Here is a 19,789-nt window from a genome sequence, read left to right on the forward strand (position 1 = left end):
CTTGTTAACGCCACCGCACTGGACGGGCACCGCGCCGTCCAGCCCGTCCGTTGAGTTTTCGGCAAAGCCCCTCATAGTGGCGAATAAGATCCGCCAACCCTGAAGCGTTGCTCTTGGTGTAAGTGACCCGTTCACCGCCAAGTTCGATGGTTTCTGATTTGTCACCGCTAACGACAGCAAGTTGCACTTTGCGCAACGCCAGTGCGACATCACAGGGCCTGTTGATATCAACCTGATCGGCACCAATTTTCGTGAGTGGAGATATACTCATGTAGATCCATCCCTTTTGGCGGACCCATCAATGAGCGCATCATTTGCGGAGGCTGTTCCACGAGGTTCATAGGGGGACCGCATCCCGGCAGCGATATAGCGTTTGTGTGTGGTAAGACGCTGATCGAATATCTCTTCCGGATCATGCCCTAAATCGGTCGTCTCGATGTCAACCGAAGACGTTCCATTTTCAATCCGCTCCGACGCTGCTTTTGCACTCTTGAAATCGTCGGCTGTCGGTTTGGCTGGTCCCTGCCACTGAGCCCAATTTACCCGCGAGCGGTTTGCAAGATAGGCTCGATAGCCACCCTTGAAGGGGATACGGCCTTCGCCGATTTCTTCATCAAGCCAGCTCTCGTAAACTGACTGACAAAGCGGGGCTGCAATCCGTTCGCGTCGGCGCATCACAACTGGCCAGATTGATGACGTCTCCATGCGAACGGATGAGTAAGTCGCGTTGCTGTGGTCCATCGTAAGACCGCCGTATGTAATGCCGATAGCGCGCGCCATGTCGCGAGATAAAGCCGCAGCAAACGGCAAATACTGGCCACCGGGTGTCCCTGCTGTCTTGATATCGAACTTCTCACCAGGTCCGAGGTGCGAAATCTGCGGATCGGCGCTGAAGTTGATCGCGCTCTCGGAGAGCCTGTCCAAATTGGATTGCATGTAAGCAATCATGTCAGCCGCGTATTCGCCCCCTTTGACCATGTCCGCGCCTTCGCCGAACTCTTGATCCTTCAAACTCTCCAGGGCTTCAAATGCATCAGCCTCAGGCTGATCGCTTGTGATCACTGCAGCGAAAACCGTTTGAAGAATGGCCGTCTGAAGCGTCGCATCATCCAACATTTCATGCTGTATGTGCTTCTTGATGCCAGCCGTTATCCCAGAGATACCTCTGACATCGGTCGCGTCCTGCGGATCAAAAATATGCAAAACGATTTGGCGACCGCTTGCATCCCGCGCAGGATGGCGAACATTCCGAACCATAGCACCAGTGCGTTCGGCGAAGAGGTAGCCAGAAGGTCTGCCATTTTCGTCGTGATAGACACCCTGAAACAGGTTTTCAAAATCACGGGTGTCCTGGACCAGCCTTGTCGGCGGAATGAGGCAGAGTTTGGTTCCCGAAGTGATCCCATATCGTGATCGCATTTTCGTTGGCATGTAATCGAGTAGGCCCGTAATTTCCCCATAGGCCATGTTCCATCGCAAACTGACATCAACCAACTGAGGCAGCGTAAACTTGCCTCTGAAATCACATTCCGCTGCATCCCAAGCGTAGCGTTTCCAGTTTTCTTTGATAAGCCGGATCAGATCAGCTCGTTCATTATCATCGTACCCTAAGCCGTCCAGGTTTGGCTTTGGTGACAACTGCAGTTCAACTCCGACAGTGTCGGCAAGAACCTGGTCAACAGCCCCCTTTAAACGCCCTGAGTTCTGGATGAGATCAATCGCAAGTCCAGCAGCCCGTCCCCAGGACTGACGAATATCGTCACGGCTATCTCGAAGAGATGACGAACGTGCAGCGATGACACCTGAGCGCGTGTCACGTAGATAGCGGGAGGTCGCTCGCGTTAAATTTGATCCTGCGCGCAACGGTTGGCCATGGCGGTCAACCAAACCTATTTGTTCAACCATCTATTGCGCCTTGCGTCTCTTGAACTTGTCACGCCGTGGCGGTCGCCCCGATGCTTTGACGGTATTGAATGGCCCAACCTCGGATTTCTCCGAAGTCGGGATTGCCTTGACCACATTTTCAAACAGATCAGGCGCGCTAGAAGGTATCAGACGCGCTCTCAATGCAGCCCATTGCTCCGGGCGCAAACGGCTCATGCCCAGATGCTCTGCCATCGCCATCGCGTAAATGCGGCAATCGAGAAAATGGTTATCCCTGCGCAGAGGCTTCCACTCTTCAATCATCCGCCCTCGCACGAGGCGTTGATCGAAATACTCAGCCGTCATCTGCTTGAAGTATTCTTCGCCGAGCCACATCGCAAAGTGACAATATCCAGGCGGATCGCAAGGCTCACCGGCTGCAAGACCAGGCTTGTGCATATTGCCGTAAAGCTCTGACTTCAGAGACCATGTGCCAACCGGCCACACCATCACCGAACCAAACCGTTTTCGCTTTCCCTTGCGTGTGACCGACTTTTTTGACGCCTGCCCGATGGCAGGAACACCGCGCCCACCAAGCCCCTTGATCGCATAACGATCTGGGCCACGGCGGCACCATTCATAGACTTGGTTTGCCCGGCCACCGTCACCGGAATCAACCGCAAGCGCTTCGATCTTTCGCTTCTGGCCATATGCATCTGTAAGCGGCTGCGAGACGAAGGCGTCCAGCAACACCCATGCACCGCGTCCCGGATCATCGGTGGCTCCAGGAAAGAACTCAGCCTCGACAGTCCAGGTCTGCCTATCTTCCGCAAATGCAACAACTTCAAGAAAGATGCCGTTGTGCTGCACATCAGCCCCGGCGCTCACGATCAAGCCTTCTGCCGGGATGACACCGCGCGGATAGTCCTCTCGCCGTTCCATCAGCCTTTGATAGTCTGGCGCATTGCCCTTCATTGCATAAGGCAGAGCCAGAACCAGATTGAAAAAGTCCTTCTCGCCAGCCTCGCCAAGGCTCCTCGACTTGATCTGGTCATCGGCAATGTCGCCGTAGCTCATCATCAGGCTTGCAAACGCATCAACATGAAAGCCCGGATGACGGTCTGGGCCAGACTTTGTTGCGACAAACCGGCCTTTGCGAACGGCTAGAACACGCTCGGTCTCAGTTATTTCATGTCCACAAGCTTCGCAGACATAGGTCGATTTATGCGGGTGCGCCTCATTGATCTTGAAGTTCTGGAAAAATTGAGCCTGTTCAAATGAACATTCCGGGCACCTGATATTCCAGAACCGCTGGTCGGACCTGATAAACGAACGGTCAACGCGACAATGTCCCGGTTCTTCTCCAAGCTCATCGCCTGTATCGATCTCCGGCGTTGAAAGCTCAAAGATCTTGAACGATTTCGTTCTGCGGAACGCCGTGAAACGACCGAAAAACAACGTCTCAGGATCTTCGCCGGTTTTCAGAAGCTCCCACTTGGATACCTCGTCTTTGACTCCGTATCTCGAAGTCTTTCCGGACATGTCCATTTTTGAATTCGTGTTGCCGAGGAAAAGCGAACCTCCTGCAAACTTCTTCTCATAAGTAGTGGATCCGGTCCCCGTCTTGTTCGTTGGCGGATCGATAATCCGTTTGCCCGTCTTTCGCTGCCAGTTGTCAATCAGCGGCTGAAGTTTACCGCTGTTCATGTCCTGCAGAGCATCTATGCCGGGAACCGCATACAGAATATTGTCCGGCGCTTCGTCAGCGAGATAGAGCGACCACGACAGCCCCAGAATTGAAACACCCGTCTGCTGAGCCTTTCGAACCGTCACATAGTTGCAAGGGTTCTCTATCGACAGGCAATCGGCAATCTCCAGCAGATAAGGCGCGTCTTCAGGCGACCAGAACTCACCCTTTTTGGGACCATCGACAAGAACAATGTTCGAGCCGAGCCAATCGCGAAACGGCATCGGCGGAACTGGACGTATGATCTTGGCCAATTCCCTGGACAGAAACGCCAAGGCACCCGGATGATGGCTCAAGTTTCCACCTCTTCAATCATCGGGTCACTGACCGGCGCGTTGTCTGAGATGCCTTCCAGCTGCTCCGCAACACGCTGATTCAAGTCGAACGCGATCTTTCGCAAGGCAACCCGCAAGCCATGTGCGCCTTCTTTGGACACTTCCATAGCCAGGTCATCTGAATGATTAGGCAACCTCGCGACCGCACTTTGGATTTCACGACCGCACTGCTGAACTGCCGTTAACAAAATATCCGAACGAATGAGCGCTCCACGCTCTTCCTGCTGCTGCAGTTTGGCGCGCGTAACTTTGAGCCAGGCCTCTTGCCGCAGGGCTTCGTCCCGCGAGGCCGGGTCCAGACAAGGACCGGCGACCGGCTTGCTCGACTTTCTGGCAGCGGTTGTTTTTTCCGATGAGCCGAACCGCTCACGATGATGATCGAAATGAGCCTGCGAAAACCGGACTATCCGCCCCCGTCCATCACGCTCGACCGGAATGTCATGCTGATCGACAAGGGTGCGAACCAGTTTTGTAACGGCCTGCTTAGTAATTCCATCCCGCGCGGCAACATCCGCAGGAGTGATAAAGACCAGCTCTTCGTCTTCCATCGCACCGCCTCGCCTGACAACTAAACTCAGCGGCCTGACAACCCTGACAACCCAACTTTTCGAGGAGTAACGCAGACAGTTTTCCGGGCTGCTTTCGCCCCGTCTGTTTTTGGGGCGGTTTTACGGTCCCTAAAACCATATCCGTCAGCCGAAGACTTTCCCGGTCGCGCGGCGGACTTCATGGCCGAAACGCTGAGGCAGGAAGCGGGCGATAGTGCCCTGCCATGCCTTGGCTGTCTCGCCGCGCACCATCTCTTTGGGAATGATTACGCCAGACTTGATATTACTGATGCCCAGCCGTGCCTTGCCATCCCGCTTGAACACCTGCCCCTTCAGACCAAGCCCAACCCTGGCAGGGAACCGCCCGCCCTTGATGAACGTGCCCCTGAAGATCTGCCGTTGATTGAACGGCTTGGCCGAAACGCCGCGCCTTGTCTCACGCGCACCAAAATGCCTCAGCGAGATATCCCCACCGGTTGCCTTGATGACATAGGAAACATTGGCCGCAGACGCGCGCCTGACCCGCATGGCCTTATTGATCGTTTTTGATTTCAACCCGGTTTGAGCAACCAGCTTTTTCTTGCTCTGGGTTCTGCCCTTGGCACCCGAGTGGTTGATAGCCCGCGCACTCACACCGGCAAACCGTTTCGAGCCGAGCACCTTCAGCGCCTTGTTCATTGCCTTCAGCCCGGAGACATCAGACCACCGCATGGTCAATTCGCTCATCGCGCCCCCAAACGAAAAAGGCCCGCATCCCTGCGAGCCACCTGTTTACTGTTTATTTGCCTTGCGCCATAGAAAACCGTCGCGCCAACTCCACCGTTTCGGTGTCTTGTGTTGGCCGGGATCGCCGCTTAGATCGCTCTGTTAATGACGTCCAGAGGGACAGCCCAGGCTCTAAGGATCCGACAATTCATCCTGCGGCAATCATCTGCCCACGGCCCGGATCTTGTCAACAGGCGCAACCACAGGAACCTCCTGCCCAAGCATCAAAGCCGTGCCCGTGACCATGCCCTTCGCCGCATCATAAGCGGTCACCGTTGCCTCAAATCCCTTGAACGCATCGGTCAGCAGCATGAACTTCGAACCAATGTCAAAACCTTGTAATTCCTCATATTTTCGGTTCGTCTGCGCCTTGCGCACCTGATCGACAATCACCGCCATCTGCGCTTTTGGAACGATGTGCGGACGGCTGTCCAGATGGAACGATAAAATCTTTTCCACACCGTCACAAACCCGCGCCAGATTGCTGTCCTTGCCGCCCATCCGGTCCAGCCCGACGAACAAATAGCGCGTGCAAAGCGGCCTTGATGCATCGCTGATCGTCTTGCTGCGCCCATGTTTGCGCGTCTCGGACACCATCGGCAACCAGGCGATCAGGCCCGCCGCACGCAGGCTTTCCAAAGCCCGCATTTCGCAGGCCGGATTGGTCCGGATCACGATCCAGTCGATCCCGGCACAGCCGACCAACTGCTTCAAAAGCCCATAATCCGCCATCAACGCCCGCGTCACCGGTATCTGTTGCAACTTGCTCATTCCGCCGCATCCTTCTGGCCCATATCCAACCGTTCAACCGCACGCACGAACTCATCCACAGCCCCCGCCACATCCGCCCCCGCAGGCATCCAGACCCATTCACGCGGACGGCAATCCCCCAGCCACGGCCAGCCACGGGCCTCATGCAGATCGGCCCAGGCATTCCAAAGCTCAGAGCCGACCCGCACCTGCTCAAAGCAATCCGCAAGAGGCTCAAGATGCGCCGGAACCAACGCCCCGCGCCAACGGTTGGCGTCCGCGTGCATCCGGTTCACTTCCGGCCAGCCATATTCAGATTGCCGCCTCAGCTTCTCCCGCTCTGCCTTTGGCCCACCAGCCTCCAGAAAGGTCTTCAAAAACCCCTTGGCTGGCGGGATATGGCCGTATGGCTCCCTCAGCAGATCCACCATCCGCGCAGCGCCCCAAAGCTTGCCGAAAGGCGCAGACACCTCGCGTTTCTGGCCGCAATCGCCAGCAACAGGCTCCAGTTTTTCCCAGCATTTTTCCTTCAAATACCTCGGAAAACCAACGATCAGCTTTCGGCCCAATTTACGATTGAGCTCCAGATACGGCTTGATCCCGACCGTTGCAGCGTGTCGCTCCGCTTCGCTCAAGTCGAACCAGGCCTTTTCCGTGGTTTCCCGGCTGTCGGTCGCGTGGCTGGGCCACGTGGCATGAGCCCTCCTGAGCCGGGCCAGCCACGTCTTCCGCGTCGGCCCAGTTTCACTTTGCGTGCTGCTTGGGGTGCCGCTTGCCGTATCGTTTTCGGCCTCGCTTACCGCTACCCCAGCCTCCCCTGTCGCGCCGACAGGTGCGCCTGCATCCGCCCGCTCGCACGCTCTCTCAATGGAGGGGTAAAGGGAGGGGTCTAAAGGAGGGGTTGGGTGACATCTGGTGTCACCCTTAACACACCCATTTGTCACCCTAAGCGCGTCGCCCATGTCACCCTTAGGATCAGCAGTTAAGGGTGACACCCTGTCACCCTTAACATCAGCATCCGAACCAGCGTTCTCATCAGAAGCGACCTCGGCAACAGCTCCCACATAAGCATCCCAGCCCACCTTGGCGATTTCCCAAAGCGCATCCAGATTCATCGCATATTCATTCGTGGACCGGCGTCCCTTGCCCCCTTCCCGAACTTGCCGGATCAACCCCGTATCGAGAAACAACTTGATTTCACGTTGCACAGTGCGGCTGGAAACTTGCGCCGCACGCGCCAGTGTCGAAACCGCCGGATAGATCCGCGTACCGTCATCTTCACAGGCGTCAATCATCTTCAAAAGCAAGAGCTTGCGCGCACATGTTCCCATGTCAGCTTTAAAGCCCACACCCAGCAGATAGGCACTCATCCCCCCACCTCCTGACATTCGAAATCACAGCCGAGCGTGACAGACATCAGCCCGCCGATGCCCTCCGCCACAATCAATCCTGCATTGCGCAGGTCCCACAGCGCTGCCGCAACGCGGAAATGATCCATCTGCACCCGCCGGGACACCTCCGCCGTCGGCAGACACAGCCCGCCGCGCTCATGGGCATTGGCCAGCGTCAGGAGAACGTCGCGCGTGTCCGGGTCCGGCACGTCCTGGGCAATCGCCCATGTCATGGCTTGATCACTCATGATGCACACCTCCCGTTCACGGGCGCACAGCCTTGCGGCCAGCCCTGCGCAAACGCGGGCTGAGCTCTCGGCGGCTGCTCGCCTTGCGGGCCTTGCCCGGTATTCGGAAACCAGCCACGGCTCCCCACACTCAGCACCACCTGCCGTCCCAGAGTGTTATCCGGACCCCGATCCGGGACCACACCCTTGCCCCACACCGCACGCTCTGGTCTTATACGCTCAGTTTTAAAACCCGTTTGAAAGCCCGCCGCATGAGCGTTCCTGACGCCGCCAAGCCAGCCCCGAAAGCGCCGAAACCGGAAACGAATTCCGCCCCCAGTGACACCGGTTTTCGCCCGCCCGAAACCGTCATCGCAGGCATAATGCTTGGCTTTGTCGGTCTGGGCTTGGTTCTGCTGATCGCAGCCAATTGGGAGGTCGAATGGACATGGGATTGTTGGGAAAAGGCTTCGACCATCGTCCGCAACTTTGGTCTGATCGTGATAGCCATCCCTGCATTGTTGCTGGCCTGGAGCCGCACACGAACCGCCACCCGTCAGGCTGACATCGCCAACGATCAAACCAGAATCGCGGAAAAAGGTCTGATCATCGACCGCTTCCAAAAAGGCGCGCAGATGCTGGAGAGCTATGAGCTGTCCGTCCGTCTCGCGGGGATTTATGCGCTCAAAGAGCTGGTCAAGAGCGACCCCAAAGAAACTTACATCATCGTGCTGGATCTGCTGTTCGACTTTGTACGGGAGCGCAGCAAAGCGCGAAAACCGGTTTTCAGTCCGATCCCACGGAAAAGGCAGGATCCAGATTACGGCCCCTTCCCTCCAGACCTTCAAAAGGCACTGGAAACAGCAAGTTGGCTTCGCAACAACGCTCGAAACGCGATCAGCATGGAAAAAGACGACACATGGTGTGCAGACCTCTCGGAGGCTAATCTGTCCAGAGCAAGGCTTGTTAAAGGCAATCTCTCTAGCGCAAACCTCAACGGCACCAATCTGTATGGCGCAATCTTTGTGAACGTCAATTTGTCCTTCGCTACTATTTGGCATAGCAATCTGTCTCAAGCACATTTGCCGGATGCCAATTTGTCCGGCGCAGAACTCTGGGGGGGCACACTCTTCAACACAGATCTGTTTTTTGCCGACCTCTCCAAGACTGATCTGGCTGAAATTAAGCTCAATACCAAAACGAAAATTTCCAATGTTTTTGCCTATTCTGATCAGCCGCCGAAAAACATGCCTGACCAAATTGCAAAGGCCATCACCTATCGTCTCCCCGGTGAAGACATGAATGTATTCCAATCCCGCATTGCTCTCGAACGGAAACAGCGCACCGAGGCAGAAGAAACCACCCCGAGCGACTGACCTCCCCACGCCCAACACCACCCGCCTTCCCTGCCCCCGATCCGGGACCACGCCCTTGCCCCACACCGCACGCTCTGGTCTTATGCGCTCAGTTTTGAAACCCGTTTGAAAGCCCGTATGAGCCAGCCGCCAGACACCGACCTTGCCGTGCGCCACAGGGCGCTGACGGATCAACTTGATGCTGCAAATACCCGCGCTGCGGCCAAACCGGAGACGGACACCAGCACCGCCAGCAACGCTCCGACCTTGCGCCCCTTGATCCGCAAGGCAACCCGCTTTGCCCTCAGCCATGCAGCCAAGGCACTCCGCGCTGTCCATAGCTGGATCAATTACAAAAAGACCCTGATCTGGACTGCAATCGGACTTGTCACAGCGCCGCTCTGGCTGCCGATCCTGACAGCGTTTCTGACCTACAGCATCGCCATTTGGCTCAAGTTCAATCCCTTCGCCATGGAAAGCCTTGAAGCCGCCAAGGCCTTGCCGGACGGGAAAAAACTGTTTGAAGACCTGCGCAACATCGGGCTGGTTCTGCTCGGCCTGATCGGCCTGCCCCTCGCCGTCTGGCGATCCTGGCTTGCCCATCAACAAACACAAACCGGATTGCGGCAGGCCGCGACTGCCGAACGCGGCCTGATCATCGACCGCTTTCAAAAAGGCGCTGAGATGTTGGAGAGTAGAGAGCTGTCGGTGCGTATTGCCGGGGTCTTCATCCTGCGCGAACTGGCCCTGAGCGACCCGGTCGAAACCTATATTCAGGTGCTGGATCTTCTGGCCAGTTTCCTGCGAGAAAAATCCAAGGGCCGCACACCTGCTCCGAGCGAACACACCAAGACCAGGCCGCCCCCCGACTTCGGACCATTTCCGGCCGATCTGCAGGAGACGGTCAAAGCAATATCCCATCTGCGCAACAATGTTAAAGAAGCCGAAGAGCGCGAAGAACGGGCCGAGTGGAGGCTGGATTTGAACGGCAGCAATCTGTCCGGCGCGGACCTCTCCAAAGCCAATCTGTCCGGCGCGTGGTTCAACCACGCCAATCTGGCCGGCGCGTGGTTCAACCAAGCCAATCTGGCCGGCGCGGAGCTCATCAACGCCAATTTGTCCGACGCACATCTCGCCAGAGCCAATCTGACCGATGCGGACCTCGATTATGCCGATCTGTCCAGCGCGCGCCTTATGAAGACCTATCTGTCCGGCGCGATTTTCGCCGGTGCCAATCTGTCCAGCGCAAACCTCCATGGTATTGTAATTTCTAAACACACGGATTTCGCCGCGTGGGCTTTCGAAAATTCCTTGCCACTGAGAGCCCCGGATCAAGTCTCCAACCACATCGCCATCCGGAAACAGGACGAGCCCTGGAGCGCCTTCGTTGATCGGATCATAGCAGAGCGTCCAGAGCTCGACTGGGATGAGCTTCTGTAACACTGAAACCCTGACTGACATCATCCTGCCCTCCGGGTTTCATCGGATGGCGGGGCCCCGTTGGCGGCGCTGCCGTCACGAGGGCGAGTGCCCGCCGCCCGGTCAGGGCGCGCCTGCGCAGGGCAGGCCGACAGGCCCTGCGCCCGTGAGCAAGACAGCCCATAAATCCGCTCAATTCCGTCTGGCAGGTCATGGGCCTTGTCCGAAATCAGCTCGATGAGCGTTTCGGCAGCGGCGATGCCGGGGTGGTTGCCCACACCCGGCACATCGGACAAAGCATCGATCACCGATTTCAGCCCATAGGCCAGATGGCACAGCTCAAAAGCGCGCAATTGCAGCCGCAGCATGTCATCAAAGGGCGTTATTTTGGGGGTGGAAGGAATGGGCTGGCTCATAGCACACCTCCATTCGCATAGGCCGCACAGGCCACTTTAGCGGTCGCGCCCTTGCCCACGTGGCAATCATCACAAAGGATCTGGCAATTGTCGGGACGAAACGCCAGCTCCGGATAAAGATGGCGCGGCAAGATATGATCCAGCTCAAACGCCTTGCCGCTGCCCCCCTTTGCACCGCAGGAACAACAGACCCTGCCGTAGCAAGACAGAAAGGCAAACCGGAACTTCCGCCATTCAGCCGTCTTGTAGAACAGCTCGGCAGGCAAGCCGCCAAGACCATGGCGGTTCTCGTCCCAAATCCGGGTGTAGAAGTCCCAAAGCGCAGTAATTTCGCTTTTGCGATCAGTGTTCCGTTCCATCCGCTTCTGGATTTTCGGAACAAGCCGTTTAAAGCGCGCTTGGCATTGTTTCTCGAACCAAGGACGACCATAGCCCCTGTTCGTCGCCGCCTGATGCAAAATGCTGCGTTTTGCCTTTGCAGGCAGACCTTGCAAGCCGGGATAGCCATTTCGGGCAGATATGGCGTCGAACACCTCAGCCAGCGTATCCGCTGGCGAGGCGATGACATGATAATGTTCTCGGGCAAAGCTGATGTGGGCGGAATCCACCCGTATTGGCGCTCTGTTCATAGCGACCTCCGTGAGCAATCCGCCGCACGGTGTCCTAATCCCGGATGGCGGAGTGAGACAAACAGGTTAGGACTACCCGGAACACACCTCACGGTTATGCGTTCGGGTCCGCTTGCGCGGCCTGAATGCTCACTCCATAGGGATCCAACTGGTCGCTGGAAACACAAATCCCGCGCAAAAGCGCGGGGGGAGCGCCGTGAAGATGTCAGGGTCCTAATCCCGGCGGGCGATTTTGCGCCACGCAGATCTACATTGCGCTGATTTGGGAATCCCGTCAAGTTGCGGGATTGATGAGGAACAACTTGATGAATGCGTTTTTGGCGGCAATTGCCGCAATAATTCTTATTGGCGTGATCCCATCCCTTTTCGGATCCACAGAGCATCTTGCCTATTTGGCCACGCCATTGGCCGAAGGTGGGCAAACCCCTTTCCAAATGATTCAGGCGTTTGTCATCGCTGCCGGTGCGGCGCTCACATTGTGGCTGGCCTATAAACGGACCGAAGCAATCAACAGCCAGGCTAAGACCGCCCAAAAACAGGCGGAAGTGGCCGAGCAACAAATGGTGTTGAACCAGAGAAATCTGGAGCGCGCAGACAGCATCCACCTGCAGGACAAATATCAAAAAGCGCTGGAAATGATCGCAAACCAAGATGGTGGCGCGTTGTCCACCATTGGAGGGATCCGGCTTTTGGAAGAAGTCGTCAAAGCCGCCCCAGCGGACTTCTATGGCAACGCCCAACACATCCTGCTCCGCATTGCTTACACTCTGACAAAAGATGAATGCAGCCAAGTGAAGATGGCAGTCACCAGTCAGAAAACGGGCGAAGTCGTAAATGAAGCATCGTGGCCCGAAGTTTCGGTCAGTCGAGCCGATTTTCTGGATGCAATCGATACGTTTGTTCGTCTTAGAGACTTTGCCCCGGATCCGAACAATGATGCTCACTGTCTCTTTGGCATCGCTATAAAGACCGCTCTGTTTAAAGGCGATAATTTTAGCCAAATGGAAATTGACGGTGTCTTTGAGAAATGCACCTTCACCGGCTGTGACATGACAGGAATGCGTTTCAAGAAATCGCTTTTTAAAAACTGCAAGTTCAAAGATTGCGACATGCGAGGAGCTGAACTCTCGGGGCACAGCTTCGGCACCTGCTCCCTCATCGACTGCAGGGTCGATGACGCTACAATTGATATCGATGGTTACTGGACCATTCAGAACAATGGGCATGCACCTGATGCGCCGCCGAAATCCTTCCCCTACCAAACCCGGCCTTATCAGTCCCATATTGATGAAGAACTTGCTCTCTTGCAGACTAAATTTGCTCAGGCTCAAGAGAGAGGTTTTAAGGAGGGTGAGGAAGCTGAGTTGAGCATACAGTTCAAATTTCGCAAAGAGCAAGTCCCGGCATTGCGTGTTGTCGACTAGCGTCACCAAGCCCGCCCCGTTGACAGCCAGGGCGACCAAACCGACGCCCCGCCGAACGTGGTGGACCTGATCGGCAAACTGAAGCCGTAAAGCGGAGGACGCACCGCCCTCGCGCAAGGCAGGCCGACAGGCCGCCCCCCCATGAGCGAGAAACCTCACACCCACTCGCAATGAGGGTGGTGACGCTAGAAAACGCACGCAAAAGCTGCTAAAATTGCCAAATGATCCAAATTGCCGGGTGGGGAGACAAGACCCGGCTTTGGTCAGCTGAATACGGCTGACCGCGCTTCGGGGGAGGCAATCATGAAATTGCGCGTCATCATTCCTGTTGTCATTGCGGCCGTTGCTGCGGTCATGCTGTTCGTCGTTTGGCGAGCCAATGAAGGGATAGAATTTAGCTCTGCCCTTGAGGAAAGCGTCATGCCTCCTTCGGGTGAAACCACTTTGCGGATGTTCAGCCCCGACGATAAAGCCCTCGTGCCCCTTGACTTGCCGGTCCCTTCCGGAACCATTCAGCTGGAAGACCAATTGGTTTTGGAGCCGCCAGCTGTGGAAATTGAAAATTCGATCTCCATACCGAACGCCTCCACGGACGACAGCAGCTGGAGCATTGCCAGAGGTCCGGCCAGCATTGAAACCGGAGACGTAGGGCAAGCCCCGGGTTCCCCGCAGCCTCCAACATTGACGACCCTGTCGACCAGCCAATTGGCTGCCAAATTCGCCACTTCGGGCTCCGCCGAGCAATCCGAGATCATCGATCTGATCAAACTGAGGGATCAAAGGGTCACACGGGTAAGCGGCGAGTTTTTTCCGGATATGGCCTATGAAGAAGAACACAACGCCTTCATCACGGTTTCCCGTGGCCGCCTCGGTGACAGTGAAGCCCCCGCTTCGGAAAACACGCAATTGTTTACGGCCGGTACAATGGAACCGACGGCTTTTGAGGTCAAAAACACAAAAACCACAAATCTGATTGGCGCGCAGCTCGTGGGGGCCAACTTCGAATTCACACCGAGCGAAATTCAGTGGCGCTACGTCCTGGACGGCGGCGAAGACACATTCAACTGGGTGGTTAAACCGAAAAAGGAAGGCAATCTCCAGCTTACGGTTGTCTTGAAGAACAAGCTGAGAATTGGCGATACAGAGCTTGTTCTTCCCGTCAGCCAATTTCCCAAAAACGTAACCGTCTCTGTCGATATCTGGACCAAACTGGGCCGCTTGACCACCGGTGCCGAGACCGCAATTGACAAGGCTCAGAAAATTGGCCTGGGCCTTGCCGCTCTCTTTGGCTTTGGCAGCATTGGCGGTGCTTGGGCAGCCATTGGCGCGTGGCGCAAACGGCGCGCTGGTCCAGCGTCCCCCTGAGCTGTTCACCGCAGCACGCCCACCCCTGACGGCCAAGCCGTCACAAGGGCGACCACCCGCCCCTGCGCCACAGGCGCAGAAACAGACATGCGGCGAACTTCGCGCCGGCGCTGATGCGAGGCGCACGCGCAGCGCAGGCCGAAAGGCCCGCCCCTGCGCGACACGCGTAGAATCGGACATGCACAAGGCAGGCCGACAGGCCGCCCTCACCGCACGCCCACCCCGGCTTACAGCCGCAAGCGTAACCGCGCGTCGGCGCTGATGCGCCGCGCCCTCGCAGGGCAGAGAGCGAAGCGAACGAACGCCCGTGAGAGACAAAGCATCAAAACAAGCCGCGCCCATCACTCATCACCCGCCTGGGGCCCGGACTGCGCGCCCAAAGGACGCTCGACCGGCACACAGTTCAGCGCCCGGTGGGCCTTGCAAAAGCAATGGCTCGTGTCCGGATCCTGCGCAGCGCCGCAATACAGCCGGTCTTCAGGCGCAGGATCCGCCGCGCCAGTCCAGCCCCATAAAGGCTGGCGACAGGACCGGGTCGTCAGATCGGACAAAGCCAATCCCGTGCCATTGGCGTGAAAGCTGGTTGCCGCCAGCGCGGCCCGTTCGTCTTTCGTCTGGCCAGCCTTTTCCAGCTGGCCTTTGCGTTCGGGCCTTGACGGCGCAGGCCGCTGTCCGGCGCTTGCTTGCGCAGCACGTTTTCTGGCGGCCACAGCAGCCAAAACCCGCCGGTCATCATTCGGGCCACTCAGAAGCTTGATGTCATATCTTTTGCAAAACCAACTGATCGTGCCCTGGCTCAGCGAAGACCCATCTGCCTTGCAGCACATGCGCGAAATCGCGGAAAGGCTCAGACCCTGCCCCAGTTGCCGGGTGACAAACGCGACCTTAGCGGCCTGAGACATCGCGCTCCAGTCGCGCAGGCCAGCCCGATCCCGCAAATCAGATGTCTGCGCCCTGCCCTTTTTGCGTTTGTCATCGCCGAACGCACAGGCCCGCTTCAAAACCAGCGCCTCCCGCTGACAGTAAGAGACCACCGCATAGCGCGACACAGGATGACCGGCCCGGGAGAAACGCTCCGCGATCTGCGTGCCGCTCAATCCTTGCTCGACAAGAGCCGAAACGGCCGCCCGCTTCGCCGCAGCATTTCGCGTTGACCAGCTGACATCCGGCTTGAACATGACATTCATTCCTCGTCCTCCCGCATCACCTGTTCACAGTGATGCAACAGCACCACCTGGGCCTCGATGGATTCATGCAGTTCGCGGATCAGATCCATGTCCCGGATTTCGTGAGGGTCCACCTTGCCGTTGTCCGCAAGGGCGGTGCAGAGCTTTGCCGTCGCCTCGCCGCCTTCACGCACAGCCGCGGCAATCTCCGCTCCCCAAACGCCCCTAACGCACAAATCGCCATGCCCGCCCTTGCGGCGCATGGGCACAAACGCCCCATTGGCCAGACGGCACAGCTCGCGCACAACAACCGGGTCATCTGCGTCAATCGTCAAATCCGCCAGAACATCCACCGGCATCTGGTCTTCATGGTGCCTGGACCCATAGCGCGACAGCGCAGGTTGACCGACACGGGTGACCTCGGCTGCAGACGCCTGCCCGCCAGATGCGCGCAAAAGCTGTCGAACCGCCCGTTTCAGGGCCAGCCGGTCGTGGTCAGTGGTTGGACGAAGGCTCATCGCATAACCCCATCCGCATTATGCGATGACGGTTGCTCCGCTTTAGGGGATGATTGGCTCAGGAAATCACGCTGGCTCGGGGTTAAGACCAAATCTTGCGCTTGAAGCGAAAATCCCTTGCGATGACCAAGCAAAAGGACATGAAAAACTGCCCCGTGGGGAACGACACCGCCGGTTCCCCCCTTATCACGAGGTAAACGCCATTTTTTGACACTATGAACATTGCGATCAACGCCTTGCGCGACCGCAGTGAGCCCGCCAAGTAACTTTATTATGGAGGCTGCTGGTTCCATGAACTTGCCCGATCTGTGCGATAACAGACCATTCAATGCAAAATTGTGCAAAATAAGTCAAGTCACAGGTGGTAATAATTGTGCGCTATTAGTCAAGGACAGTAGCGCTCGGCGTGTGCATAATTTGCCCATGATGACAACAACAGCTAACGCAATACTATCTAAATGGCTTGATGAAGCCATAGGGAAAGCAGGGACAAACCAGTCTCAGCTTGCGCGCGCGGTCGGATTAACATCACAGAAGATTAATCGGATGGTGCAAGGTTCACGGGTGATGACAGCTGAGGAGCTTATACGGATTTCCCAGTTCCTAAACGCCCCAATTCCTTCGCTTTCCGACGCTCCAGATAGCGATGACTTGCTGCTTGCCAATGCAGATTCTGATAAAAAACATCTTGTTAAAATTGGTTCTGATGATCAGGATTTTGATCACGCCTACAATCGTGCATGGGCGGCGGCACTTGAGATTGAATCCACTGAATACAATGGCGATATGCCGTTTGAAAAATTCATCGAAGCTGTTCGCATTGGGCTAAAAGCACAATTGCATGGGCGCTAATCGCCTATTTTTCTTGCATGAGCTGTATCGACCATGCTTCCCTACCCTGAGTAGGAATAGGAGCGTTGATGAGAAAAGAACCTGAAAGCCACCCTCCGAAGAAATTTGAATTATCAAATCGAGAATTAAATTTCTACGAGCTATTGAAGACAGCCCTTTTACTGGATTGCCAACACATTCTGGAATGGGAGTGTTTCCTCGCCTACAAACACACTAGTCTTTCCAAGTTGAAACCAGAGGAACAGGAGTGTATTTATTATAAAACTCGCAAATCGATTATTCGTGAACTACATCGATTGGGCCGCCAGGAGCCAATTAAGGGAACAAGGCAGTGAAAGAATTCGTTCACTTGCACGCCATTGCCGAACTCCAACGCGGGTCAATGGACGTTATTGGTCAAAATCTAATTAGAATTTGGATGGAAAACCGTCATTCTAGGTCAATGCCTTCTGAACTTGCTAGTTTTTCACCACACCTTATTTTAACGGCAGCAGAAGCCACTGACGGCGACAGCCCGGACATACTATTCGTCGGGCCAAAAACAATGTGCGCACAAGTGGTCCCTTCAAGTGTTGAAACAGAAGATTGTGCGCCCAAAGCTCTATTTGACATCAATTTTAGAATGGGCGTGCATGAGGGCTATCACATAGCCATTGATGGCCAACCATGTTACGAGACAATTTCAAAACGGCTAAAATGCATCGATGGCCACGAAGTTCACCTGCTATACGAGCGACTTATTCTTCGGTGGAATTTAAATTCTGGGCTTTCTCAGCTAACAACATATGTGAAGCCCTTGGAAATTCGTCGCCAAATCGATCTAACCAATCCAGTGCCCAATCACGCCGGTTCACGCCTATTACAAGATCGCTGTCAATTGTAACTGGCTCACGCCCCTTCAACCACTGGATACCCATTGGGTGTACAGCGGAGAAGCCGTAGGCAAGAGGATACCGCTTATTCCATGCGCTTGGCCTCACCCAACAATATATCCAATCTGGGTGCCATTTCTGCAGGGCAACAAACATAGTGAGTGGTGTTAGCCACTCATGGATCTTTTTCCTCTGATGATCTCGCGCCACCCATAGATCACCGAGATAAGCGACTTTCCCACTAATTTCACTTAAAAATCGAGGCTGCACTGGCGCAGCTGCAACGCCATTTTGCATTTTATCTGGGTAACATCGCCACCAATAGTTTCGAATATACTCACCTAAGTTCTGCGAACCAAGTTGATCTACTCGTGCAGCTATTACAGCAATAATGCGACTGTCTTCATCTACAACCTTGACCCAAAAAGCAGTATCCGGTGTGTAGGTGTTCAATGCCATTCGAAAATGTTCAGTAAGTGCTTTTTTGTCTGTTTCGGCTAAATCATCTTCAAGTTTACGAAATTCCGCGCCGTACTCAACCTTATATCCTAAACCATATAGTCGACTCTCTAAGCCATTGATAACCCGAGCAAATGTTCCCGGGTCAATCCATTCTTCGAAACGATCTAAAGCAGCCAATTTCGATCTCCGTTTATTGGATTTTTCCTGAATTGGCCTTAAAACGCACAATTTCGCTTGACGAAACTGTGCTTTATTCGCACAATTCATCATCAATCACTGATGGTAGCGGTTTTATATCACCATGCACCTTCCCTACATTGTCGGAATTCAACGCGTCCCCAACAACACACGTCTTATACGTGCGCGCTGCATTCTTGCGACTTTTCAGCATTCGATTATCCTCATGCTCTTGCGCGTGTCTCACCCTGTCCGGCAGTCTTCGCTGGCCGAATCCGACTTTATAATGGACAGGGACTGCACACATGACCGCCTCAATTGGCAACGCAAAACGCGCCATCGAATTGCTCACCACGCACGCAAAAATGCTGACAGAGCAGCACAAACTGCGCGATCTGATGATCCTGATAGACTCTGTTCGAAAATGCATGGACAGCCTCGCCAGTCAGCTGGCGTTTTACGAGGGCATCAAAAGCCCTCTGCGCACCATGCAGGTCGCGCAGCCGGACGGCGCATGCAAAACCGTCTCAGCCATGGAGCTGATCGCACTGGATCTGCCGGGCAGCGACCACAAGGTCTACGGCAAACCAGAGGCCATCGCGGCGCTCAAGGCGCTGCTGGCAACGCCCGATCAACCGGAACAGGGGCGTGAACCATGCACGATATCTCCCCTGAAACAGCCCTGCTCCTAACAGAACTGGCAAGCCTGCGACACACCATCGCCCCGCTTGTCATCTGGACAGCGCTCCTGTTCCCCGCTTTCACATTGGCGGCGCTTGCCCTCTGCACATTGGCAAAGGCAAGCGCCGCCCGTGACGCGGACCGCCAGTTCGGCGATTTCCCAGAATCATCAGACCTAACAGAACACACCCAATCGCCCAAAACAGCAGAGCGAATCCTCCCCGCATCTCTGCAAAGGGCCACCTTGGCCGTGGCTTTCGGCATCGCTGCAGGTCACGGCCTCTTTCTTGTCTGTCCGGAGGTGTGAGGCATGACCAGCATTCCCCAAGAACTGGAAACCGCCGCCATAAACTTGAGCCTTGCTGGCTTTGAGAATGAGGCCCGGACCCTTTGCCTGATCGCTGAGACGGTCCGCAAAAAACTGCCCTTTGAAACTCTGCAAATGTTCACCGTGCGGGTCGAGAACAAGATGCACGGCTACCAGTCCACCGCGAAAGACTTTCAGGTCACAGGCTACACGCTGGAAGAAGCAGAAACCGCTGCACGAGCCCTCTACGACGACCCACTCGCCAGCACCAAAGTCATCGCCAACAACCCGGCACCAACACAATGAAGGCCCGATAGATGAGAGACCCAAGCCCTGTAAATCTCATGACGCCTGAAGAAAGCCGCGCAGGCGGCTGGCAGGCAGAAGCCCGCGACAGCGACGGGCATTTATGCTCACAGCATGCCCCATTTGATGACGACGAAGAGCAAGCGCAATACGTGCGCGAAGCGACCGAACGCGGGCACACGGTCACCATCTGGCCGATCAGCGATTAGAGGCA

The 19,789-nt window shown here is 55.7% G+C and carries 22 protein-coding genes; 9 read left to right on the plus strand and 13 right to left on the minus strand.

Translation table 11 applies throughout. The features are described from left to right. Nucleotides 1–4: 4 nt before the first annotated feature. The 8 genes from V6575_RS10220 to V6575_RS10255 all read right to left on the minus strand — a co-directional run bounded on the left by V6575_RS10220 (nt 5) and on the right by V6575_RS10255 (nt 7,647). The gene (locus V6575_RS10220; RefSeq protein WP_340274210.1) at nt 5–271 is read right to left on the minus strand and encodes a hypothetical protein; all 267 of its coding nucleotides are present in this window, start codon (nt 269–271) and stop codon (nt 5–7) included. After that, the gene (locus V6575_RS10225) at nt 268–1,905 is read right to left on the minus strand and encodes a phage portal protein (protein WP_340274211.1); all 1,638 of its coding nucleotides are present in this window, start codon (nt 1,903–1,905) and stop codon (nt 268–270) included. The genes V6575_RS10220 and V6575_RS10225 overlap by 4 nt, the downstream gene beginning before the upstream one ends. Next, the gene (locus tag V6575_RS10230) at nt 1,906–3,906 is read right to left on the minus strand and encodes a terminase gpA endonuclease subunit (protein ID WP_340274212.1); all 2,001 of its coding nucleotides are present in this window, start codon (nt 3,904–3,906) and stop codon (nt 1,906–1,908) included. After that, nucleotides 3,903–4,493, minus strand: a complete 591-nt coding sequence (locus tag V6575_RS10235; RefSeq protein WP_340274213.1) for a hypothetical protein — start codon at nt 4,491–4,493, stop codon at nt 3,903–3,905. The genes V6575_RS10230 and V6575_RS10235 overlap by 4 nt, the downstream gene beginning before the upstream one ends. A gap of 144 nt (nt 4,494–4,637) precedes the next feature. Then, nucleotides 4,638–5,219: a phage tail protein gene (locus V6575_RS10240; protein ID WP_340274214.1), complete on the minus strand. Its 582-nt coding sequence runs from the start codon at nt 5,217–5,219 to the stop codon at nt 4,638–4,640. Between the two features lie 201 nt (nt 5,220–5,420). Next, the gene (locus V6575_RS10245; RefSeq protein WP_340274215.1) at nt 5,421–6,029 is read right to left on the minus strand and encodes a transcription termination/antitermination NusG family protein; all 609 of its coding nucleotides are present in this window, start codon (nt 6,027–6,029) and stop codon (nt 5,421–5,423) included. Then, nucleotides 6,026–7,378, minus strand: a complete 1,353-nt coding sequence (locus tag V6575_RS10250; protein ID WP_340274216.1) for a hypothetical protein — start codon at nt 7,376–7,378, stop codon at nt 6,026–6,028. The genes V6575_RS10245 and V6575_RS10250 overlap by 4 nt, the downstream gene beginning before the upstream one ends. Then, complete coding sequence (locus V6575_RS10255; RefSeq protein WP_340274217.1) at nt 7,375–7,647, minus strand: hypothetical protein; 273 nt, start codon at nt 7,645–7,647, stop codon at nt 7,375–7,377. Before V6575_RS10255 ends, V6575_RS10250 begins: the two co-directional genes overlap by 4 nt. A 32-nt stretch (nt 7,648–7,679) precedes the next feature. On the opposite strand from V6575_RS10255, the gene V6575_RS10260 reads away from it, so the two are divergent. Both V6575_RS10260 and V6575_RS10265 read left to right on the plus strand, forming a co-directional pair. After that, nucleotides 7,680–9,002 (plus strand): pentapeptide repeat-containing protein, encoded by a 1,323-nt coding sequence (locus V6575_RS10260; RefSeq protein WP_340274218.1) that lies wholly within the window; start codon nt 7,680–7,682, stop codon nt 9,000–9,002. A 117-nt stretch (nt 9,003–9,119) separates the two neighbouring features. Beyond that, a complete protein-coding gene (locus V6575_RS10265) occupies nt 9,120–10,421 on the plus strand; it encodes a pentapeptide repeat-containing protein (protein ID WP_340274219.1) in 1,302 nt (433 codons plus the stop codon). Nucleotides 10,422–10,441: 20 nt separating this feature from the next. Here V6575_RS10265 and V6575_RS10270 read toward each other — a convergent pair whose 3' ends face one another. Continuing rightward, the gene (locus tag V6575_RS10270) at nt 10,442–10,816 is read right to left on the minus strand and encodes a hypothetical protein (protein WP_340274220.1); all 375 of its coding nucleotides are present in this window, start codon (nt 10,814–10,816) and stop codon (nt 10,442–10,444) included. After that, nucleotides 10,813–11,445 carry an HNH endonuclease gene (locus V6575_RS10275; protein WP_340274221.1) on the minus strand — a complete coding sequence of 211 codons (633 nt, stop codon included), beginning with the start codon at nt 11,443–11,445 and terminating at the stop codon, nt 10,813–10,815. The genes V6575_RS10270 and V6575_RS10275 overlap by 4 nt, the downstream gene beginning before the upstream one ends. A 305-nt stretch (nt 11,446–11,750) precedes the next feature. On the opposite strand from V6575_RS10275, the gene V6575_RS10280 reads away from it, so the two are divergent. Together V6575_RS10280 and V6575_RS10285 are read left to right on the plus strand one after the other, a co-directional pair. Beyond that, a complete protein-coding gene (locus tag V6575_RS10280) occupies nt 11,751–12,869 on the plus strand; it encodes a pentapeptide repeat-containing protein (protein ID WP_340274222.1) in 1,119 nt (372 codons plus the stop codon). Nucleotides 12,870–13,172: 303 nt separating this feature from the next. Continuing rightward, complete coding sequence (locus V6575_RS10285) at nt 13,173–14,234, plus strand: hypothetical protein (RefSeq protein ID WP_340274223.1); 1,062 nt, start codon at nt 13,173–13,175, stop codon at nt 14,232–14,234. A 341-nt stretch (nt 14,235–14,575) separates the two neighbouring features. Here the strand turns inward: V6575_RS10285 and V6575_RS10290 are convergent, their stop codons facing one another. Beyond that, nucleotides 14,576–15,421: a hypothetical protein gene (locus V6575_RS10290; RefSeq protein WP_340274224.1), complete on the minus strand. Its 846-nt coding sequence runs from the start codon at nt 15,419–15,421 to the stop codon at nt 14,576–14,578. Next, the gene (locus tag V6575_RS10295) at nt 15,418–15,918 is read right to left on the minus strand and encodes a hypothetical protein (protein ID WP_340274225.1); all 501 of its coding nucleotides are present in this window, start codon (nt 15,916–15,918) and stop codon (nt 15,418–15,420) included. Before V6575_RS10295 ends, V6575_RS10290 begins: the two co-directional genes overlap by 4 nt. Before the next feature lie 291 nt (nt 15,919–16,209). Between V6575_RS10295 and V6575_RS10300 the strand changes: the two genes are divergently transcribed. Further along, on the plus strand, nt 16,210–16,770 hold the full coding sequence (locus tag V6575_RS10300; RefSeq protein ID WP_340274226.1) for a helix-turn-helix domain-containing protein: 561 nt from the start codon (nt 16,210–16,212) through the stop codon (nt 16,768–16,770). Between the two features lie 737 nt (nt 16,771–17,507). On the opposite strand, the gene V6575_RS10305 is transcribed toward V6575_RS10300, so the two are convergent. Further along, a complete protein-coding gene (locus V6575_RS10305) occupies nt 17,508–18,281 on the minus strand; it encodes a hypothetical protein (protein ID WP_340274227.1) in 774 nt (257 codons plus the stop codon). A 305-nt stretch (nt 18,282–18,586) separates the two neighbouring features. Here V6575_RS10305 and V6575_RS10310 point away from each other — a divergent pair, with 305 nt between their 5' ends. The 4 genes from V6575_RS10310 to V6575_RS10325 are packed head-to-tail and all read left to right on the plus strand — an operon-like array spanning nt 18,587 to nt 19,784. Further along, entirely contained in the window at nt 18,587–18,973 is a 387-nt protein-coding gene (locus tag V6575_RS10310; protein ID WP_340274228.1) for a hypothetical protein, read from the plus strand. Beyond that, entirely contained in the window at nt 18,937–19,269 is a 333-nt protein-coding gene (locus tag V6575_RS10315; protein WP_340274229.1) for a hypothetical protein, read from the plus strand. Before V6575_RS10310 ends, V6575_RS10315 begins: the two co-directional genes overlap by 37 nt. A 3-nt stretch (nt 19,270–19,272) precedes the next feature. Then, the gene (locus V6575_RS10320) at nt 19,273–19,575 is read left to right on the plus strand and encodes a hypothetical protein (protein ID WP_340274230.1); all 303 of its coding nucleotides are present in this window, start codon (nt 19,273–19,275) and stop codon (nt 19,573–19,575) included. Nucleotides 19,576–19,586: 11 nt separating this feature from the next. Then, on the plus strand, nt 19,587–19,784 hold the full coding sequence (locus V6575_RS10325) for a hypothetical protein (RefSeq protein ID WP_340274231.1): 198 nt from the start codon (nt 19,587–19,589) through the stop codon (nt 19,782–19,784). Nucleotides 19,785–19,789 lie beyond the last annotated feature (5 nt).

It is taken from the genome of Roseibium algae (assembly GCF_037783265.1).
GTDB classification, from domain to species: domain Bacteria; phylum Pseudomonadota; class Alphaproteobacteria; order Rhizobiales; family Stappiaceae; genus Roseibium; species Roseibium algae.

Excerpts from the sequence above, each read along its gene's own strand:
- V6575_RS10240 (WP_340274214.1), bottom strand. The coding sequence starts at position 5,219 with ATGAGCGAATTGACCATGCGGTGGTCTGATGTCTCCGGGCTGAAGGCA.
- V6575_RS10235 (WP_340274213.1), bottom strand. The coding sequence starts at position 4,493 with ATGGAAGACGAAGAGCTGGTCTTTATCACTCCTGCGGATGTTGCCGCG.
- V6575_RS10250 (WP_340274216.1), bottom strand. The coding sequence starts at position 7,378 with ATGAGTGCCTATCTGCTGGGTGTGGGCTTTAAAGCTGACATGGGAACA.
- V6575_RS10265 (WP_340274219.1), top strand. The coding sequence starts at position 9,120 with ATGAGCCAGCCGCCAGACACCGACCTTGCCGTGCGCCACAGGGCGCTG.
- V6575_RS10280 (WP_340274222.1), top strand. The coding sequence starts at position 11,751 with ATGAATGCGTTTTTGGCGGCAATTGCCGCAATAATTCTTATTGGCGTG.
- V6575_RS10325 (WP_340274231.1), top strand. The coding sequence starts at position 19,587 with ATGAGAGACCCAAGCCCTGTAAATCTCATGACGCCTGAAGAAAGCCGC.
- V6575_RS10270 (WP_340274220.1), bottom strand. The coding sequence starts at position 10,816 with ATGAGCCAGCCCATTCCTTCCACCCCCAAAATAACGCCCTTTGATGAC.
- V6575_RS10295 (WP_340274225.1), bottom strand. The coding sequence starts at position 15,918 with ATGAGCCTTCGTCCAACCACTGACCACGACCGGCTGGCCCTGAAACGG.
- V6575_RS10220 (WP_340274210.1), bottom strand. The coding sequence starts at position 271 with ATGAGTATATCTCCACTCACGAAAATTGGTGCCGATCAGGTTGATATC.
- V6575_RS10225 (WP_340274211.1), bottom strand. The coding sequence starts at position 1,905 with ATGGTTGAACAAATAGGTTTGGTTGACCGCCATGGCCAACCGTTGCGC.
- V6575_RS10255 (WP_340274217.1), bottom strand. The coding sequence starts at position 7,647 with ATGAGTGATCAAGCCATGACATGGGCGATTGCCCAGGACGTGCCGGAC.
- V6575_RS10290 (WP_340274224.1), bottom strand. The coding sequence starts at position 15,421 with ATGAATGTCATGTTCAAGCCGGATGTCAGCTGGTCAACGCGAAATGCT.
- V6575_RS10285 (WP_340274223.1), top strand. The coding sequence starts at position 13,173 with ATGAAATTGCGCGTCATCATTCCTGTTGTCATTGCGGCCGTTGCTGCG.
- V6575_RS10315 (WP_340274229.1), top strand. The coding sequence starts at position 18,937 with ATGCACGATATCTCCCCTGAAACAGCCCTGCTCCTAACAGAACTGGCA.
- V6575_RS10275 (WP_340274221.1), bottom strand. The coding sequence starts at position 11,445 with ATGAACAGAGCGCCAATACGGGTGGATTCCGCCCACATCAGCTTTGCC.
- V6575_RS10300 (WP_340274226.1), top strand. The coding sequence starts at position 16,210 with ATGAACTTGCCCGATCTGTGCGATAACAGACCATTCAATGCAAAATTG.
- V6575_RS10310 (WP_340274228.1), top strand. The coding sequence starts at position 18,587 with ATGACCGCCTCAATTGGCAACGCAAAACGCGCCATCGAATTGCTCACC.
- V6575_RS10245 (WP_340274215.1), bottom strand. The coding sequence starts at position 6,029 with ATGAGCAAGTTGCAACAGATACCGGTGACGCGGGCGTTGATGGCGGAT.
- V6575_RS10320 (WP_340274230.1), top strand. The coding sequence starts at position 19,273 with ATGACCAGCATTCCCCAAGAACTGGAAACCGCCGCCATAAACTTGAGC.